We start from the raw sequence: 16,157 nt of genomic DNA on the forward strand, positions 1-16,157 counted from the left end.
GATGGAGAGTCAGAAGCTCGACCTTCCTAGTAGCCTGGGCAAATACGGTCTATCAGCACAAGAGATTGCTGAGTTCGTCGCGGACGAGTTCCCGGTTGACTACGCTTTTGTGACGGGTTCGGTGCTCGAGGGGCGGGCCGGCCCGACCTCGGATCTGGACGTGCGGGCCGTGTGCTGTCCGAGCGATCAGCATCCCGCCATCGACCGATCCTTTTCCCGCGCGGACCTGGCATGGTGCGGGACGACACGCATGACGACGCTATCCGGGCGGCCTATCCATGTCATCTACTGGCCCTCCGACGTCATCGCGTCATTCCTCGATCGCCTGACGGCGCCCTGGTCGTCGGACTCGGCCCTTCCAATATTCTCGGCAGAGATTTGGGAGTTCCGTGAGGAACTTGAGGTTTCCGCCGCGCTCATCAACTCATCACGTTACGCGGAGGACCGGCGACGTGCGCAGTCCGACGCCTCGCAAGTCATGCGAATGCAGGCGCTGCTTGCCGCCTTTGATCAGGCGAGTGGTGAGACCGAGGGACCCCTGGCGTCTGGGGACATCACGTTGGCGGCGGTGCGTAGCCTCACCGCCGTCAACGCGGCGGTGGATTGCTTTCTTCACTCCCGAGGGCACCGGGTGACGAAAGGCAAATGGCGACTCCGGGAGCTACGCAACTTGGACGGTACGGAAGGGGACGTTTATGGCAGCTTCCTCGCCTTCAACCTCGATGGCATCGTCGGCGACGAATCGACAATGGTGGCGGAGATACGACGGCGGCTCGCATGGTGTAACTCACTCCTCCTCCCGATCGCGCTCGGGTCGTGACTGCGCTTCTCCTCGATGTCGACGACACGATCGTCGACACGGCGCGCACTGGCTGGGAGAAGTGCCAACAGGCGGCGCGGGAACTTGGATTAGTGCCGCCCAGTCGCGGCGACTTCGCGGCGCTCTACGGCACGAGAGGCTTCGATGAATGCGTTCAATCTTGGCATCCCGGGGTTGATTCGGCGCAGTACCGGCGGCGCTATGACTCGCTCGGAGATCAATATCCTCCTGTCCCGTTGGGGGACGTCGTCAGCCTGCTCTCGCGTGCGAGAGCAGAATCGGTACTGGTCGCGATTCTCACCAACGGGACCCGCGAGAAGACGAGACGCAAGCTGGCGGCACTCGGCCTCGACGACGCAGACTTCGATGCGGTCTCATGTGCGGACGATCGCGCGACGAACAAGTCAGATCCGGCCACCTTCGACGAGCTGCGTCGGGTACTGAGGCAGGAGTCCGGGGAAACTTGGATGGTCTCGGACCTTCCGGACGATTGGCGCGTCGCGCGTCGCGCCGGGATGCGTGCGATCGGCGTGCACGCGAGCACCTGGGCCGGCAGAAAGGCTGATGGGGTCGACATCCTGGTGCCGACGCTGGACGACCTCAGCGGATTGATTCCTTTGCTCGGCGGCAGCGCGCGGCGGCCGGTGGCCGGCGCCGGTCCCGTGCAGGCTATCTCTTTTGACGTTGGTGGCACGCTCCTTGAGGAGATCGAGACGCCCGAGCGGACCCTCCGCCGCGTGGTGGGGGACTCTGGGCAGATCGCCGGCGCAGTAGATTCAGCCCACTGGACCGTCGCGAGCAGCGTCTGGGGGGATGCAGAAGCGATCGAGAGCGAACTCCTCTCCCTCTACCAGACGGCGCTGATCAGTTGGGGAGTCGAGAGCGCAGACTACATTGCGCGGGAGGCGATGCGTCGCCACATTAGTTCGAAGAACTGGCGGATCTCGGAAGTGGCTGGAGCATGGCTGCTGGCGAACGGCGGGCCGTGCCGACTTGGCGTGGTTTCGAACTGGTCGCCAGAGCTCGAGGAGACCTTGCGGTGCCATGGCTTCGTGGACGTATTCGAGCAGATCGTGTGCTCAAGCGCAGTGGGAGCCTCGAAGCCTTCGCGGGAGCCGTACCTTCTTCTGGCTGAGGCCCTCCGACTGGAACCCGGTCAGATCGCCCACCTCGGAGACGATCTGTTGAACGACGTGGCCGCAGCGCACGACGCTGGAATGTGCGGAGTGCTTGTCGGGCGGCATAGTCCCGCCGGATATCTTGACGACGTCATGCGAGTGCTGTTGTGATCGAGGTATTTGGCGACGCCGCCTGGCACATCATTGTTGATCGACTGCCGGGGGAAGAGCTCTCGTCGCTCAGGCTCACGCAGCGGGCCGGAGGTCCGGCCGCAACCGTCGCCATGCAGGCCGCGCTGCTCGGCGCGGAGGTCACGTTCTCGGGCACTCTCGGTGCCGACGACGCTGGGAACCGGATCGCTCGCGAGCTAGCATTACTCGGGGTCACATCGGGATCGATTACTCGAGAGGGCAAGACGGCCACTGTACTTGCCGAGGTCGGCTCTGAAACGATCCGACTCGGGGTAGAGCTGGAGGGAGTCGTGGCGCCGTCCTTCGACGACCTCCCCGTTTCTCCTTTGTGCTATGCCACGGGCTTCCCTCCCATGACTCCATTCCTCGAACGCTGTGCCGAGGCGGGGCTTCGGCTCATCATCGATGTAGGTTTCCAGCCACTTCTCGATCAAGAGGACGCCTTCGCGGAGCACCTTACGAAGATCGGTGGAGCGGTCGGCATTGGCATCGTCAGTGGTGGCGACCGTCGAGCTCCGAAGCGGCAGGCCGTTGAGATACTCCTCGCGCGTGGCGCTGAGGCAGTGATTGTCACACTTGGACGCGCAGGACTCGTCGTCGTGCAACCCGGACACGTCCAGGAGTTCCCCGCGATCGAAGTAGAGGAACGCGACGCGCTCTGCGCGGGCGACTGCTTTGTCGCAGGGCTGCTGGTCGGCCTCGACCGGGGGTGGGGTCTAACGGACGCCGTCCTCTTCGGTCAAGCAACCGCAGCTGCTAAGGTGAGTCGATTTGCCAGACTTGCGGACAAGGAGTTGGTCGCACAGCTACTCGCGAGTAGGGACGGTGCGTGGTGAGCGCGTTCCAGGAACCCGGATTCCGTGCCAACACGGTGCGGTGGCGCCTGGCCGCAGATATTCATGATGTGTGCTACCACGCGTACGGCGTCGAGGTGTCCGCCCCTAGTCGGGTCGAGCCCACACCCAGCATTAGTACTCCCCACTGCCTGATCGGCGACCGTTCCCTCGGGGTCATCGACGACGGGATCATCGGGGATCCCGAGATGGCTCTCGAGGACTGGCCGGAGTTCCGACGCCGCGCGTTCCTTCGCTTGGGGGTGCCGTCGTACGCCAGCACGCCGCACCTTGGGTGCTTCCATCGCCGCGCGAAGGCCAGATACGACCTTTGCTATCGCGTGTGCGCTGGGGCCGCCGAGGCGACCGAGGGCGTGCTGAGTTTTCGCGGTGTGGAGACCGCAGATTCACACCTGTTCGACACCTGGCGCACAGCAATCACAATCCCAGCAGGCAAGCCAGTCCGGTTCCTGGGGATCACAGCGGCAGAATCCATGGTTGGTCTGCTTCGAGCGGATGGTCTCGTCATCACCCGGTCGACCTCATGGACGATCGAGGAGCGACTCCTGACAGGGCAGGGACTGGATGACGTAGTCAACGAACTCGTTAGGGAACTGCGGCCGTGACCAAGTTCACCAGGCGCCCCGGCACCCAAACGATATCATCGACCGTCCGGCCTCGAAGCGAGCGGATCGTCTTCTCGGAGGCCAGTGCTTGCTCGCGGATCTCCGCTTCCGAGGTCCCCCACGGCACATCGAGCAGATCGGCCAGCCGTCCATCCACCTGCACGACGATCGTCAGGTTCTCAGGCTGGTGCTCGGTCGTGTGAACGTCGGCAATGTGATCGAGGGTGTCGGGCGGCAGGTTCAAACGCTCAGCAAGCTCGTGGGTGATGAACGGGGCGATCGGTGCGAGAGCCGCTAGGAGTCGCGAGTACCCATCGATTAGCGCCGCGGTGACTCCGTGATCAGCGTACCAGCGCCGCAGCTCCTTAAGTAGGCTCATGAGGCTGCTCACCACAGTGTTGAACTTCAGCGCCTCGTAGTCACGGATCACTTCGGCAAGAATCTTGTCGAACTTCCTGCTCAGCGTCACCTCGGACGCGGACTCTGCCCGCACGCCCTCACGGATCGCCATGCCCAATTGCCAGAGTCGGTCGAGGAATCGATGAGCGCCGACGACGGCGGCAACCTGGTCGGCCGGCCAGTCGTAATCTTGGTCCGGCGGGCCGATGAAGAGGATGAAGACTCGGATGGCGTCGGCGCCGTACACCTCGAGAATCTTGGTCGGATCGACGTTGTGTCCGCTGGACTTGGACATTGCCCGACCATCGAGGGTGATTGTGCCCTGATTGAGGACCTTCACAAACGGCTCATCGAAATCGAGCAGACCCACGTCTCGGAGGAAGCGCGTCATGAATCGGGAGTAGATCAGGTGCCCGACTGCGTGCTCGATGCCGCCGGTGTATAGATCGACAGGCATCCAGCGGTTGGTCGCATCGGAGTCGACTGGGCCGGACAACTCCGTTGCACTCGGGAATCGAAGAAAATACCACGATGAGTCGATAAAGGTATCCATCGTGTCCGTCTCGCGCTCTGCGGGGCCGCCGCACGATGGGCAGTCGACATTCACCCATTCGGGGAGATTTGCCAAAGGGGACATCGCGTCTCCCGTGATGTCATAGTCCGGACGCGGAGGCAGCAGCACTGGCAGTTGCTCGTCCGGCACTGGAACGAGGCCGCATTTGGTACAGGTGACGATAGGGATCGGACATCCCCAGTAACGCTGTCGCGAAAGGAGCCAGTCCCGCAACCGGAACTCAACGGTGCCCCGCCCCCAGCCCTCCACCTGCGCCCGCGCGGTCACGACGCGTTTTGCCTCCGCTGTGGACATACCGTCAAGGTCGCCACTGCCTATGGCAATGCCGGGCGCCTCGAACGGCAGATCAGCATCTCCCGCGACTGGAGCGACGACGCGTCGGATGGCCAGGCCGAACAAGCGCGCGAACTTGAAGTCGCGTTCGTCATGCGCTGGAACTCCGATGACGCTTCCTGTTCCGTATGCGGCGATGACGTAGTCGGCGACGAACACAGGCAGCCGCTCGCCCGTTGCCGGGTTCGTGGCATAGACATCGAGTTGGAGGCCGGATGGGACTCGCGTTGCGTTCGTTCGTTCGATATCCGACATCGCGGCGCTGCTCTTACGAAGCGCGCGATACTCCTCGAGCCGCCCCGCGTGGGCCGCAAGGTTCTCAGCAGCCGGGTGCTCAACGGCGAGCGCGACGAAGGTTGCGCCGTGCAAGGTATCTGGACGTGTCGAGTAGACAGAGACGCTCTCCACCGGACCGGCATCGAGGGCGAGTTCCAAAGAGAGTCCTTCAGAGCGTCCGATCCAGTTCCTCTGCTGTGCTTTGAGCGCCTCCGGCCAGGCGTCGAGATCGTCCAAGCCTTCAAGTAGCTCTTGGGCGTAGCTCGTCGTCTTGACGAACCATTGGTTCAGCTGACGTTGCTCCGGGACTGCGCCGCAACGCCAGCAAACGCCGTCGACCACCTGCTCGTTGGCGAGCACAGTCTTGTCGACGGGACACCAGTTGACACGAGCCTCTTTCTTGTACGCGACGTCGCGCTCAAACATCCGGAGGAAGATCCATTGCGTCCAGCGGTAGTAAGAAGGGTCCGCCGTGACGATGACCCGGTCCCAGTCGTAGCTGTACCCCAAGCGGGTATAGGTAGCGTTGAAGCGTTCGATGTTAGCGCGAGTCCAATCGGCAGGGCTAATGCCGCTGCGCATCGCAGCGTTCTCCGCGGGGAGCCCGAACGCGTCGTATCCGATCGGATGCAACACTTGACGTCCTCGGGCGCGGTGATAGCGCGCCAGGGTGTCACCGATCGTGTAATTCCGAACGTGGCCCATGTGGGTCTCGCCAGACGGATACGGGAACATGTCCAGTACGTAGCGTGATTCACCGTCGGGATGGGATTCGACGCCTCCTGCGTTTCCAGAGCGCCAGGCTTCTGCCCACTTCTCCTCGAAATCGCGGTAGCTGTATTTGGCCAAAGTCCAGTTCCCATCGCGGTTGATCAGGCGTTCCAATTCGGAACGATATCAATAGTATGATACGTATCCCGTTACATCGGGATGTTCTGTCGTCTCGTCGGATCGAGGGATCTAGGATGATCAGCGATCTGGTTGAGCTAGTGCGTGATCGACGATCAAACGCCGCGATGCTAGTCGAGCTTCGGGGTGGGCGCGAGCGCAGACTAAGCTTTGCCGACCTGGATTGGCGCTCGGATGTGTTGGCCCGAGGCCTGGCGAGCTTCGGCGATCTGCGCGGTACAACTGTGCCCATCGCCCTGCAGAGTCCGCTTGATTTTGCGACTGCGTTCTTCGGCGTCGCCAAAGCAGGAGCTGTACCCGTGCCGGCGCCGAGCCACGCCGCCGTACACCCGGGCCATCGGCGCCGCCTAGAGCAGATCATTGACGCCAGCGTAGATGGGGTGGCCCTAGTCGATCCATCGGTCTTCGCCGTGTTTAGCGGGCATGCGCGCATTCGCTTCGCCACTTTTCCGGCCTTGGAAGAGAAGACGGCCGAGAAATACGCGGGCGCATGGCCCGCCGTCTCGGACGTTGCCTATTACCAGTATTCGTCGGGATCTCTCGGGGCGCCGCACCCGATAGTTCTAAGCCAGGACAACGTGCTCGCGCAGCTTGCGCAGGCGGCAGAAGCGTTCAACGAAACCTCGAGCAGCGTGTCCGTCAACTGGGTACCACTGTTTCACGATATGGGTCTGGTAACGAGTCTGCTGCGCCCGCTGTGGTCCGGGTACACGTCTGTGATTCTCGACCCGTTCGAGTTCGTTCGGGACCCCACGGTCTGGCCACGCGAGCTGACCCGTTGGCGCGCCACCCACACTTCGGCCCCGGATTTTGGCTTTGCCCTGTGCGCTGCCAAGACGCAGTCGCTCGAAGGGCTCGATCTGTCGGCCCTCGCCGTTGCGCGCAGCGCTGGCGAGATGGTGCGGCCATCTACCTTAGAGAGCTTCTCAGAGCGTTTCCACGCGGTGGGGTTCCGGTCAAGCTCGTTCGCTCCTTCGTTCGGGCTCGCTGAGGCGACCCTGACCGCGACAACGACGGCCGTTGCGGACGAGCCGCGCGTGGTGGCATTCTCGGCGGCGGAACTGCGCCACGATCGAGCGATCCCCGCCCGCGACGGCGTCGAACAGGTGAGGCTCGTCTCCAGCGGTGCACCACTGCGCGGGACGAGGGTGGAGATAGTTGACAGCTCGGGCCACGTGCTCCGAGCCGGAAAAATAGGCGAGATCCGGATCACCGGTCGCCAGGTGGCCGGAGGAGTCGTCGACACCGGCGACATTGGCTTCATCTTGAAAGGTGAATTGTTCCCCCTAGGCAGGGCTCGCGAGCGCTTCCAGATCGCTGGCGTCAACTTCTACAGCGGAGAGATTGAGCGCGCGATCACGGATGCCGTCCCACAGCTTAGGCCTGGGCGTGCCGCCGTCTTCGTTGCTTTCGCGGAGGTAACAGGATCGAAACTGGTCGTGCAATGTGAGCGGCGGGCAGACGCCGAGCTGGAGGCACCGGCGGAGGACACAGTGCGTAGACGGATCCGATCACTGCTCGCAGAGCAGTTCGGACTTCGAGTACATGTCATTGACGTTGTACCTCCGCGGACTCTGCCTGTGACGACAAGCGGGAAGTTGCGACGCGGCGAATGCCGCCGTCGGTTCGAGTTGTCGCGCGCAACCCAAGGCGACCCGGATCGATAGTTCAAACGGCCTTCACGAGTGGTCACCGGGTGTACGCCAGCGTGAGCCGCCAGCGCTGGCTCTTGAACTGGGCAATAGAGTGCAATCAATAAAAGGTTCGCCTAGCGACTTGTGACGTTGGTGAGGTCGGTGGGTCCGTGGTCGCGTTGCCACCACCGGATGTGGTGTGCTTTCGTCATCTCCGGTGGGAGTCCGCACATCGCGCACCCGCCATCCCGTTCCACCAGCGCCAGCCGTTGCGCCCGGGTGAAGAGGCGTTTCTCCCGACCCCAGTCGAGAATCTCGCTGCGCCCGCCTATGACCCACGGGATCACCCCGCCCCCGGCGGCCATCCGCCGCGCCGCCCCGGCGCTGACGGGCTGGTCGAGTCCGTCGATCGTCGCCGACCCGGTCCCCGACTGGAGGTTGTCGAGAGTGACCCGCACAACGACGGTTGCCCCGGCGAGCGGCACCCGCGACTCGCATCCGAGGACGTGCGCGCAGAACACCGCGAGAGCATCGGCCTGGATCATCGACACCGTGCGGCGATCCGCATCCGCGCCCGCATCCGGGGCATCCTTGCGGGCGGCGAACGCGGCGGACACGTATCCGCGGATCGCGGTCACCACCGGCGCCGCAGTCTCCGCATCGAGAACCGCACTCAGGTGCACCATGCCGTCGCGTTCGAAGATCGTCAGCGACCTCTTCGCCCGCTTCTCCTCCTCCTTCGGCTCGACCCCGTCCGGGTCCAACCAGGCTTCCGCCCGGGTGATCAGCCTCCGCAGCTCATCCAGCCCCAACCCGACCGCACGTTCCGCCAACAGTGCCTCCGCCTCGGCGATGCGCTCCACCCCGGCGACGACCCGGCACCGGTTCAACAGGGCGACGATCATCGCTGCGGCCGGTACTCCGATCACCCCGGCAGCCAACGCCGCCCGCAGCACCTCGTACCGGGCCGGCAACCTGGCCCCGAGTAGGTCCGTGCGGGGAGCGGTCGCCTCTCCCACTTTCACCAGACGGGACGCATCCCCCGACGACACGCCCGTGGTCGCGGCGATCAACTTCGCCGCCGACCGGAACCCGTGTTCTTTCGCGAGACTCCCCGATCCGAGCTCGGCCCGTGACTCATGAGAGATCCGCGCGGCCACATCCGCGTGCACAGCATCCGCCGTCCGCTGCACCACCCCGATCGCCGTCTCCACCGCGATCAACTGCTCCCGCGACAACCCCGCCGCGTCATCCGCCCCCGCCCACACTGCATCGAGACGGGTGACCGCCTCCAGCAATCCAGTGAGCTTCGACATACCCCCAGCTTACCGCGCGTCCACCTGATGTTCGAAGATTTGTTCGATCCCATACCGGCCTATCGGCATATCGTGAAAGCACGGATCGTCAACCCAAACACGGACTCAATCCCTCCGAGTAGAGCCTCGCGACGGACCGTTCGCGGCCGACGTCGCTCACAGACGCGTGACAGCGGAAGCCGCACGGCCAACCGCAGCCGACGTCAGCAATCGAGGCCCCTCGCCTTCCGCAGCAGACATCGCCCGGCTCGCGGGAATCCCGCGAGACCCGCCCACGTTGTCCCCTTCGGACACCCCGAGGAAGGCGCACGATGACCACTCCGCCCCGCCGTTCGGCCTGGCCCCCGCTGCTGGTCGCCATCGCGCTCGAGGTGTCGGCGACTCTCGCGCTGCGTGCAGCCGAGGGCTTCACGCATCCGCTCTGGCTCATCGTCGTGGCAATCGGCTACAGCGGCTCTCTCTGGCTGCTGTCGATCGTCCTCGATCGCGGCATGCCGGTGGGTGTCGCGTACGGCATCTGGTCGGCGATCGGCGTGGTGCTCACGGCCGTGCTCGGGACCGTTCTGTTCGGCGAGCTCCTCGGGCCCGTGCAGATCATCGGTGTCGGCGTGATCGTGGTGGGCGTGCTGCTGGTCGAGCTCGGCTCTCACAAGCGCGAGCCGGCGGAGGCCACCTCGTGACCTGGCTGCTGCTGGCCCTCGCGATCGCGAGCGAGGTTACCGCGACGTTGAGCCTGCGCGCTTCCGAGGGGCTTCGCCGCAAAGGCTGGATCCCCGTGATCGTCGTGGGCTACCTCGCCGCATTCACCCTGCTCGGCGCGATCCTCGCGATGGGGATGCCGGTCGGCGTGGCCTACGGCGTCTGGGCCGCCGCCGGCGTGGCCCTCACCGCCGTGCTCGGTCGCGTGATCTTCAAGGACCACTTCTCCGCCATGATGGCGATCGGCGTCGCCCTGATCGCGGTCGGAGTGGCTCTCATCGAATTCGGCGGAGCGCACTGACGCGCGTCCGCTGACGCACGCCCGCTGACGCGCACGGCGCCCGCCGCGGGGTCACCACGCCCCGTCGGCCCTCACATCCCGGTCGACCCAGCATCCGGCGAGCGCGGCTCGCACCTCCGCGCCGTGATCGCGGGCCAGCGCCAGCGCGGCGTGATTCTGCTCCAGTTGAGCGAGGCGGGAGGCACCGAAGAGGACGTTCGCCGTCGCCGGATTGGACAGGCAGAAGGCGATGCCGAGAGCGGCGGGAGAGACACCGAATTCCCCAGCCACGCGCTCGATCTCTGGGTAGATCGCCGCGATCTGCTCGCGGATGCCGCCGACATCGGCGCCGATCTTCCGCTGCGGCGCGCGACCGGTGGCGAGGATGCCGCCCTCGAACACGTCGGACGCCTGCAGGGTCAGCGTGCCGTCCGCGAACAGCGGTCCGTACGCCTGCCCCTCCGCCATCGAGCGCCGAGCGATGCCGTACTTCAGCTGCGCGAACACGGGACCCGCGACCCCCTGAGTCGCGGCCTCGGCCAAGGCATCTCGCGTGTGCTCGATCCGCCAGTTGTTGATGCCCCAGGAGTCGAGCAGCCCCTCCCCGATCAGTTCGCTCACGTCGGCGACCAGGCGCGGCATGTCGGGCGCGTCGATGTAGTCGCCCACCACGAGCGTGTCGAATCGATCCAGGCCGGCACGATCGAGCGACTCGACGATCTGCGCCCGGAAGCCCTGGTTCGGCCAGTCCCACAGCCAGAGCTTGCCGCACAGGACGATCTCGGAGCGGTCCACCCCGCTCCTCCGGAGCGCCTCCCCGAAGAGGATGTCGGTCTTCGAGTTCTCGGCGTGCGGACCCATGTTGTAGTACGCGACGTCGAAGAATCCGGCATCCAGCTCGACGGCCCGACGGATCAGCGAGACCGCAGCGTCCTGCGACATGCGGTCCCACGTGTTCCACGACCCGAGCGCGAGCGGCGGCACCGGTGCGCCGCCCGGGTGCAGCGACCTCCGGGTATATGTCTGATCGGGCATGACGGCTCCTCTGGGGTTTGTCGACGGATGGGCGTTTCGTCTCGCTCCGCTCGCTCAGCGAACGAGAGAGCATGGGCGTTTCGTCTCGCTCCGCTCGCTCAACGAACGAGAGAGCGTCTCGCTCCGCTCGCTCGACGAACGGGGTTGTGTTTTTCTATGTTTGTAGAATATAACGGAGACACCCCGTCGCAACACCGTCAGTGAGGACGAACATGTCTGCATCCCCCCGCCGCATCCTGGTCACCGGAGGCGCCTCTGGGCTCGGTCGCGGCATCGCCGCCGCCTACCGCGCCGAGGGCGCCACGGTCTTCATCGGAGACGTGAACGCGGATGCCGCGGCCGAAGCGGCGGCCGCGATCGGCGCGACCGCCCTCGCGCTCGACATCGGCGACGAGGCATCCGTCGTCGCCGCCGCCGAGCGGATCGCCGCAGACGGCGGACTCGACGTGCTCGTGAACAACGCCGGGATCGTCGCCGGCGGAGGGACCCTGCAGGAGGTGCCGGTCGACGTGGTCGACGCCGCGCTCCGCGTCAACGTGCGCGGCACGTTCCTCATGCTCCGGGTCTTCGGGGCCCTTCTCGCCGAGGCCGGTCGCGGCAGCATCGTGAACATCTCCTCGATCGGCGCGCGGCAGCCCACACCCGGCCTCGGCCACTACGAGGCGACCAAGGCCGCTGTCGACGCCCTGACGCGCACGGCCGCGATCGAGCTCGCCCCCTTCGGTGTGCGTGTGAACGCCGTCGCCCCCGGCCCCGTCCTCACTCCCCTGACCGCCGCCTTCGCCGACGACCCGCAGGCCCGCGCCGCCTGGGAGTCGCGCATCCCGCTCGGCGCGATCGCCGAGGTCGACCAGGTCACCCCGCTCGTCCTGTTCCTCGCGAGTGACGCCGCCAGCCACATCACTGGAGTCTCCGTCGCGGTCGACGGCGGACAGCTCCTGGTCTGACCCGACCACCTCCCCCTGACGCCGTGACTCCCCGAGACAGGACAGCCATGCCCCTCCCCACCACGACGCGGGCCGCCGTGCTCACCGCGCACAGCTCACCGCTCACCCTGCAGGATCTCCCTCTTCCCGCCGAGATCGAGCCGGGCGCCGCCCTCGTGCGCATCGCCTGCACGACGCTGTGCGGCACGGACATCGAGATCTGGGAGGGGAAGATGACCTTCCCCGGCATGCTCCCGATGGTGCTCGGTCACGAGATGGTCGGCGAGATCGTCGCCGCCGGCACCGACACGAAGGATGCCCTCGGCCGGCCCCTCTCCCCCGGCGATCGCATCGGCTGGTCCGAGTCGACCTGCGGCGAGTGCTACGGATGCGTCGTCCTCCGGGAACCCGTCGCGTGTTCGCGCCGCGGCTACGGTTTCCTGCAGCGGGCCGACGTGCACCCTTTCGCGACCGCCGGGCTCTCGGAATACGCCTATGTGACCCCCGGGGCCGCGAAGCTGCTGCTCCCGGCATCCGTGAAGGACACGTGGGCGTCGATGGCCGGGTGCGCGGCCAAGACCGTGCTCCGCGCGTTCGAACGGGCCGGCCGTGTCCGCCCCGGGTCGACGGTGGTCGTCCAGGGCTCCGGCGCCCTCGGCATCTTCGCGACCGCGGTCGCGAAGATCGCCGGCGCAGGACAGGTGATCACCGTCGGCGCACCCGCAGCCCGTCTCGAGCTCGCCGCACGATTCGGGGCGGATGCCGTGGTCGACTTCCGCGAGGGCCCGGTCATCGAGCAGGTCATGGAGCTGACCGGCGGCCACGGCGCCGACCATGTCTTCGACTTCGCCGGAGCGCCGAGCGTCGGACCCGACGCGATCGGCATGGCGGCACAGCGCGGCACGGTCGCGATCGTCGGCTCGACGGGCCCCGCCGGCGACGGCTTCCCGCTCAGCACGATCATGGGCAAGGAGCTCACCGTGGTCGGCTCGCTCAACGGCGACATCTCCGACTACGCCCGCGCCATCGACTTCTTCACCGCCTTCGCCGACCGGTACCCGTGGGACGCGCTCTTCAGCGAGCCCGTCGGACTCGCCGAGGCCTCCGCGAAGATCGCGAACATGCACCACCTCGATGAGGTCAAGGCCGTCATCGACCCGAGCCTGTGAGGACCACGACCATGCCCACCGCCACCACCCCGCTTCCCCGCCGCGAGATCGGCCGCAGCGGCATCCACGCCTCCCTGTTCTCCCTCGGTTCCTGGCACACCTATGACCGGATGGACTTCGCCGATGCTGTCGCGATGCTCGGCGAGGCCGTGGATCGGGGCGTGGATCTCTTCGACGTCGGCGTGTATTCCGCGCCGGGCATGCCGCCCGTCTTCACCGACGTCATCTTCGCCGGCATGGTCCGCGCGGCCGGACTCCGCCGCGAGGAGTGGCTGCTGTCGTCCAAGCTGTGGCTCGAGTCGTTCGGGGCCGACGGCTTCCGGCCGCAGTTGGAGAACGCGCTCATGCGCATCGGCGTGGAGCACTCCGACCTGGTGATCCTCGGCGATCTGCGCCGCGACGACCTAGACTTGCGCGACCTCGTGCTCGATCTCGCTCGGCTGACGGATGCCGGACTCATCCGCACCTGGGGTGTCAACAACTGGTCGGCCACGAGCATCCAGACCTTGATCGAAATCGCGACGACCGAGGGGGTCGCCGGTCCGCAGATCGCGCAACTGAAGTACAGCGTGTCCCGGCGCTCCATCCCCGACGGCGAGCCCTTCGCCCGACTCTGGGAGCAGGGACTCACCCTTCAGGCTTCCGACTGCCTCGAGGGCGGTGTGCTGGCCGGGAAGATCAACGGGGATCGTCAGATCGGACGCGACCCCGGCGACATCCGCGAACGGATCATCGATGACGTCCCCGCGTTCACCGCGCTGGCGGCATCGCTCGACGTCTCTCCCGCACAGCTGGGCATCGCCTTCACCCTGACCCACCCGGCTCTGACCACGACCCTGTTCGGCGCCTCGAGCGTCGAGCAGCTGCGGGCCAACCTGGACGCCGCCGCCCTCGTCGACCGCATCGGCGCCGCCGAACTGCGCAGCCTCGTCGAACCGTTCTGGGCGGACCGCGACGTGGTCTCGCCCGAAGGCCCCTGATCCGGCGCTTCGACACGCTCAGCGAACCGCTCACGAACGAAAGAGACCCATGACCGCCACCGCCGCCGGCCACCCGACCGTCACGCCCGTGCCCTTCGACCCCGAAGTGCAGGCCGTGCTCGACGAGCTCGCGAAGAACCCGCAACCCGCACTCACCCGGGCGTCACTCCCCCGCGAAGGGACCGACACGATGTTCCCCGACAACACGGCCGTCATCGCCGGTCGCGACATCGAGTGGGAGGACCGCGTGATCCCTGGTCCTGCGGGCGATCCCGACATCGAGATCACGATCTTCCGCCCCCGGGACAGCGACACCGAAACACTTCCCGCGTTCCTCAACATCCACGGCGGCGGCATGATCGTCGGTCACCGCTCGTGGGAGACCGGTCGGGTCGTGGACATCGTCGCCGAGCACCGGGTGGTCGCCGTCAACGTCGAATACCGCCTGGCTCCGGAGCATCCGTTCCCCGCCGGCGTCGAGGACTGCTACGCCGCGTTCGTGTGGCTGCACGCGCACGCGTCCGAACTCGGCGTCGACCCCGAGCGCATCATCGTCGGCGGCGGCAGCGCAGGCGGAGGCCTCACGGCCGCCGTCGCCCTCATGGCCCGCGATCGGCAGGGTCCCGTCATGGCGGGCCAGCTGCTGCTCTGCCCCATGATCGACAACACCAACACCACCGTCTCGAGCCGGCAGTACGACGGCATCGGCACCTGGCAGCGCGAGATGAATCTGCTCGCCTGGTCGTGCGTGCTCGGCGACGACCTCGCCTTCCGCGCAGACGCGCCGGCCTACGCGGCGCCCGCCCGCGCGGGCGACCTGTCCGGACTCCCCCGGCCTACATCGAGGTCGGCGAGGCGGAGATGTTCCGCGACGAGGACACCGAATACGCCCTCAGCATCTGGTCCACCGGCGGTCAGGCCGAGCTCCACGTCTGGGGCGGCGGTGCGCACGGCTTCGACATGTACATGCCGGATGCCGAGATCTCGCGTGCGGCCCTCGCCGCCCGCGCCTCCTGGCTGCGACGGATCTGGAGCGTCGCACGATGACCGCTCCCGCGCCCGTCCCCTACGACCCCGAGCTCGTGGCCGGACTCGACGCCTTCGTGAGCCTCGTCGAGATCATCCCCCTGCGCGCCGACTCGATCCACGCGAACCGCGATCACTTCGCCACGATCATCCCGCCGATGACCGTGCAGGCCGAGGGGCGGGCGGTCTCCTGGGAGGACCGGGTGATCTCCGGACCCGAGGGCGCGCCCGATCTGGAGATCACGATCGTCCGACCGTCCCGTGCCGCGTCCGGACCGGCGCCGGCGGTGCTCTCGATCCACGGCGGAGGGATGGTGCTCGGCACGCGCTTCTTCGGCACGGGCGAGCTCATCGACCTCGCCGAGCGCCACGGAGTGGTCGGCGTGGCCGTCGAATACCGCCTCGCACCCGAGCATCCGGGCCCCGCCCAGGCCGAGGACTGCTACGCCGCGCTGGAGTGGATGGCGGCGCACGCCGACGAGCTCGCGATCGACCCTGACCGGATCATCGCCTCGGGCATGAGCGCCGGCGGCGGGCTCTCGGCCGCCGTGGCGCTGCTCTCTCGCGACCGCGGGGGCCCTCGGCTCGCCGGACAGCTTCTCGGCTGCCCCATGCTGGACGATCGCAACGAGACCGTGTCGGCCCGGCAGTACGACGGCTTCGGTGCCTGGGATCGCAACAACAACGACACCGCCTGGGACGCGATCGCCGGCACCGAGCGGTTCACCGACGCGGTCTCGCCGTACACCGCTCCGGCGCGCGCGACGGACCTGTCGGGTCTCGCCCCGGCGTTCATCGAGGTCGGCGCCGCCGAGACGTTCCGCGACGAGGCCGTCGACTACGCCACGCGCATCTGGGCGACCGGCGGGCAGGCCGAACTGCACGTCTGGGCCGGCGGGTATCACGGCTTCCACGGGTTCTCCCCCGACGCCGAGGTCTCGAAGGCGGCCAACGCCGCGCGCGAGAGCTGGTTGCGCCGCATCCTGCACCTCGACGAATGAGCATCCCCGCG

Annotated in this window: 15 protein-coding genes and 1 pseudogene; 13 read left to right on the forward strand and 3 right to left on the reverse strand. The window is 66.6% G+C overall.

Going from position 1 to position 16,157, the window contains the following annotated elements; all coding sequences use genetic code 11:
* Position 1: 1 nt before the first annotated feature.
* From ABS642_RS07625 to ABS642_RS07640, 4 genes are read left to right on the forward strand one after another with little or no spacing between them, the layout of a single operon-like run.
* The gene (locus ABS642_RS07625) at positions 2-820 is read left to right on the forward strand and encodes a hypothetical protein (protein WP_350352845.1); all 819 of its coding nucleotides are present in this window, start codon (positions 2-4) and stop codon (positions 818-820) included.
* Entirely contained in the window at positions 817-2,109 is a 1,293-nt protein-coding gene (locus ABS642_RS07630) for an HAD family hydrolase (RefSeq protein WP_350352846.1), read from the forward strand. The genes ABS642_RS07625 and ABS642_RS07630 overlap by 4 nt, the downstream gene beginning before the upstream one ends.
* Positions 2,106-2,966, forward strand: a complete 861-nt coding sequence (locus ABS642_RS07635; RefSeq protein ID WP_350352847.1) for a carbohydrate kinase family protein — start codon at positions 2,106-2,108, stop codon at positions 2,964-2,966. Before ABS642_RS07630 ends, ABS642_RS07635 begins: the two co-directional genes overlap by 4 nt.
* Positions 2,963-3,589 (forward strand): hypothetical protein, encoded by a 627-nt coding sequence (locus ABS642_RS07640; protein WP_350352848.1) that lies wholly within the window; start codon positions 2,963-2,965, stop codon positions 3,587-3,589. Before ABS642_RS07635 ends, ABS642_RS07640 begins: the two co-directional genes overlap by 4 nt.
* Here the strand turns inward: ABS642_RS07640 and leuS are convergent.
* Positions 3,570-6,056 carry a leucine--tRNA ligase gene (gene leuS, locus ABS642_RS07645; RefSeq protein ID WP_350352849.1) on the reverse strand — a complete coding sequence of 829 codons (2,487 nt, stop codon included), beginning with the start codon at positions 6,054-6,056 and terminating at the stop codon, positions 3,570-3,572. The two genes, ABS642_RS07640 and leuS, sit on opposite strands and share 20 nt — an antisense overlap.
* A gap of 80 nt (positions 6,057-6,136) precedes the next feature.
* Here leuS and ABS642_RS07650 point away from each other — a divergent pair, with 80 nt between their 5' ends.
* Positions 6,137-7,747: an AMP-binding protein gene (locus ABS642_RS07650; protein WP_350352850.1), complete on the forward strand. Its 1,611-nt coding sequence runs from the start codon at positions 6,137-6,139 to the stop codon at positions 7,745-7,747.
* A 101-nt stretch (positions 7,748-7,848) separates the two neighbouring features.
* On the opposite strand, the gene ABS642_RS07655 is transcribed toward ABS642_RS07650, so the two are convergent.
* Complete coding sequence (locus tag ABS642_RS07655) at positions 7,849-9,030, reverse strand: DUF222 domain-containing protein (RefSeq protein ID WP_350352851.1); 1,182 nt, start codon at positions 9,028-9,030, stop codon at positions 7,849-7,851.
* Positions 9,031-9,341: 311 nt separating this feature from the next.
* Between ABS642_RS07655 and ABS642_RS07660 the strand changes: the two genes are divergently transcribed.
* A complete protein-coding gene (locus ABS642_RS07660) occupies positions 9,342-9,710 on the forward strand; it encodes a multidrug efflux SMR transporter (RefSeq protein WP_350352852.1) in 369 nt (122 codons plus the stop codon).
* The gene (locus tag ABS642_RS07665; protein WP_350352853.1) at positions 9,707-10,030 is read left to right on the forward strand and encodes an SMR family transporter; all 324 of its coding nucleotides are present in this window, start codon (positions 9,707-9,709) and stop codon (positions 10,028-10,030) included. The genes ABS642_RS07660 and ABS642_RS07665 overlap by 4 nt, the downstream gene beginning before the upstream one ends.
* A 51-nt stretch (positions 10,031-10,081) precedes the next feature.
* Here the strand turns inward: ABS642_RS07665 and ABS642_RS07670 are convergent, their stop codons facing one another.
* Positions 10,082-11,044, reverse strand: a complete 963-nt coding sequence (locus ABS642_RS07670; RefSeq protein ID WP_350352854.1) for an aldo/keto reductase — start codon at positions 11,042-11,044, stop codon at positions 10,082-10,084.
* A gap of 212 nt (positions 11,045-11,256) precedes the next feature.
* Between ABS642_RS07670 and ABS642_RS07675 the strand changes: the two genes are divergently transcribed.
* From ABS642_RS07675 to ABS642_RS07700, 6 genes and pseudogenes are all read left to right on the forward strand, one after another.
* Positions 11,257-11,991 (forward strand): SDR family NAD(P)-dependent oxidoreductase, encoded by a 735-nt coding sequence (locus ABS642_RS07675; RefSeq protein WP_350352855.1) that lies wholly within the window; start codon positions 11,257-11,259, stop codon positions 11,989-11,991.
* A 47-nt stretch (positions 11,992-12,038) separates the two neighbouring features.
* On the forward strand, positions 12,039-13,139 hold the full coding sequence (locus ABS642_RS07680) for a zinc-binding dehydrogenase (protein ID WP_350352856.1): 1,101 nt from the start codon (positions 12,039-12,041) through the stop codon (positions 13,137-13,139).
* Positions 13,140-13,150: 11 nt separating this feature from the next.
* Positions 13,151-14,119: an aldo/keto reductase gene (locus ABS642_RS07685; protein WP_350352857.1), complete on the forward strand. Its 969-nt coding sequence runs from the start codon at positions 13,151-13,153 to the stop codon at positions 14,117-14,119.
* Positions 14,120-14,309: 190 nt separating this feature from the next.
* Positions 14,310-14,894, forward strand: a pseudogene (locus ABS642_RS07690) (alpha/beta hydrolase fold domain-containing protein); the annotation flags it as partial.
* Between the two features lie 86 nt (positions 14,895-14,980).
* Positions 14,981-15,166 (forward strand): hypothetical protein, encoded by a 186-nt coding sequence (locus ABS642_RS07695; RefSeq protein WP_350352858.1) that lies wholly within the window; start codon positions 14,981-14,983, stop codon positions 15,164-15,166.
* Positions 15,163-16,146 (forward strand): alpha/beta hydrolase, encoded by a 984-nt coding sequence (locus tag ABS642_RS07700; protein WP_350352859.1) that lies wholly within the window; start codon positions 15,163-15,165, stop codon positions 16,144-16,146. Before ABS642_RS07695 ends, ABS642_RS07700 begins: the two co-directional genes overlap by 4 nt.
* Positions 16,147-16,157 lie beyond the last annotated feature (11 nt).

The organism is Microbacterium sp. A8/3-1 (genome assembly GCF_040267695.1).
Classification (GTDB): domain Bacteria; phylum Actinomycetota; class Actinomycetes; order Actinomycetales; family Microbacteriaceae; genus Microbacterium; species Microbacterium luteolum.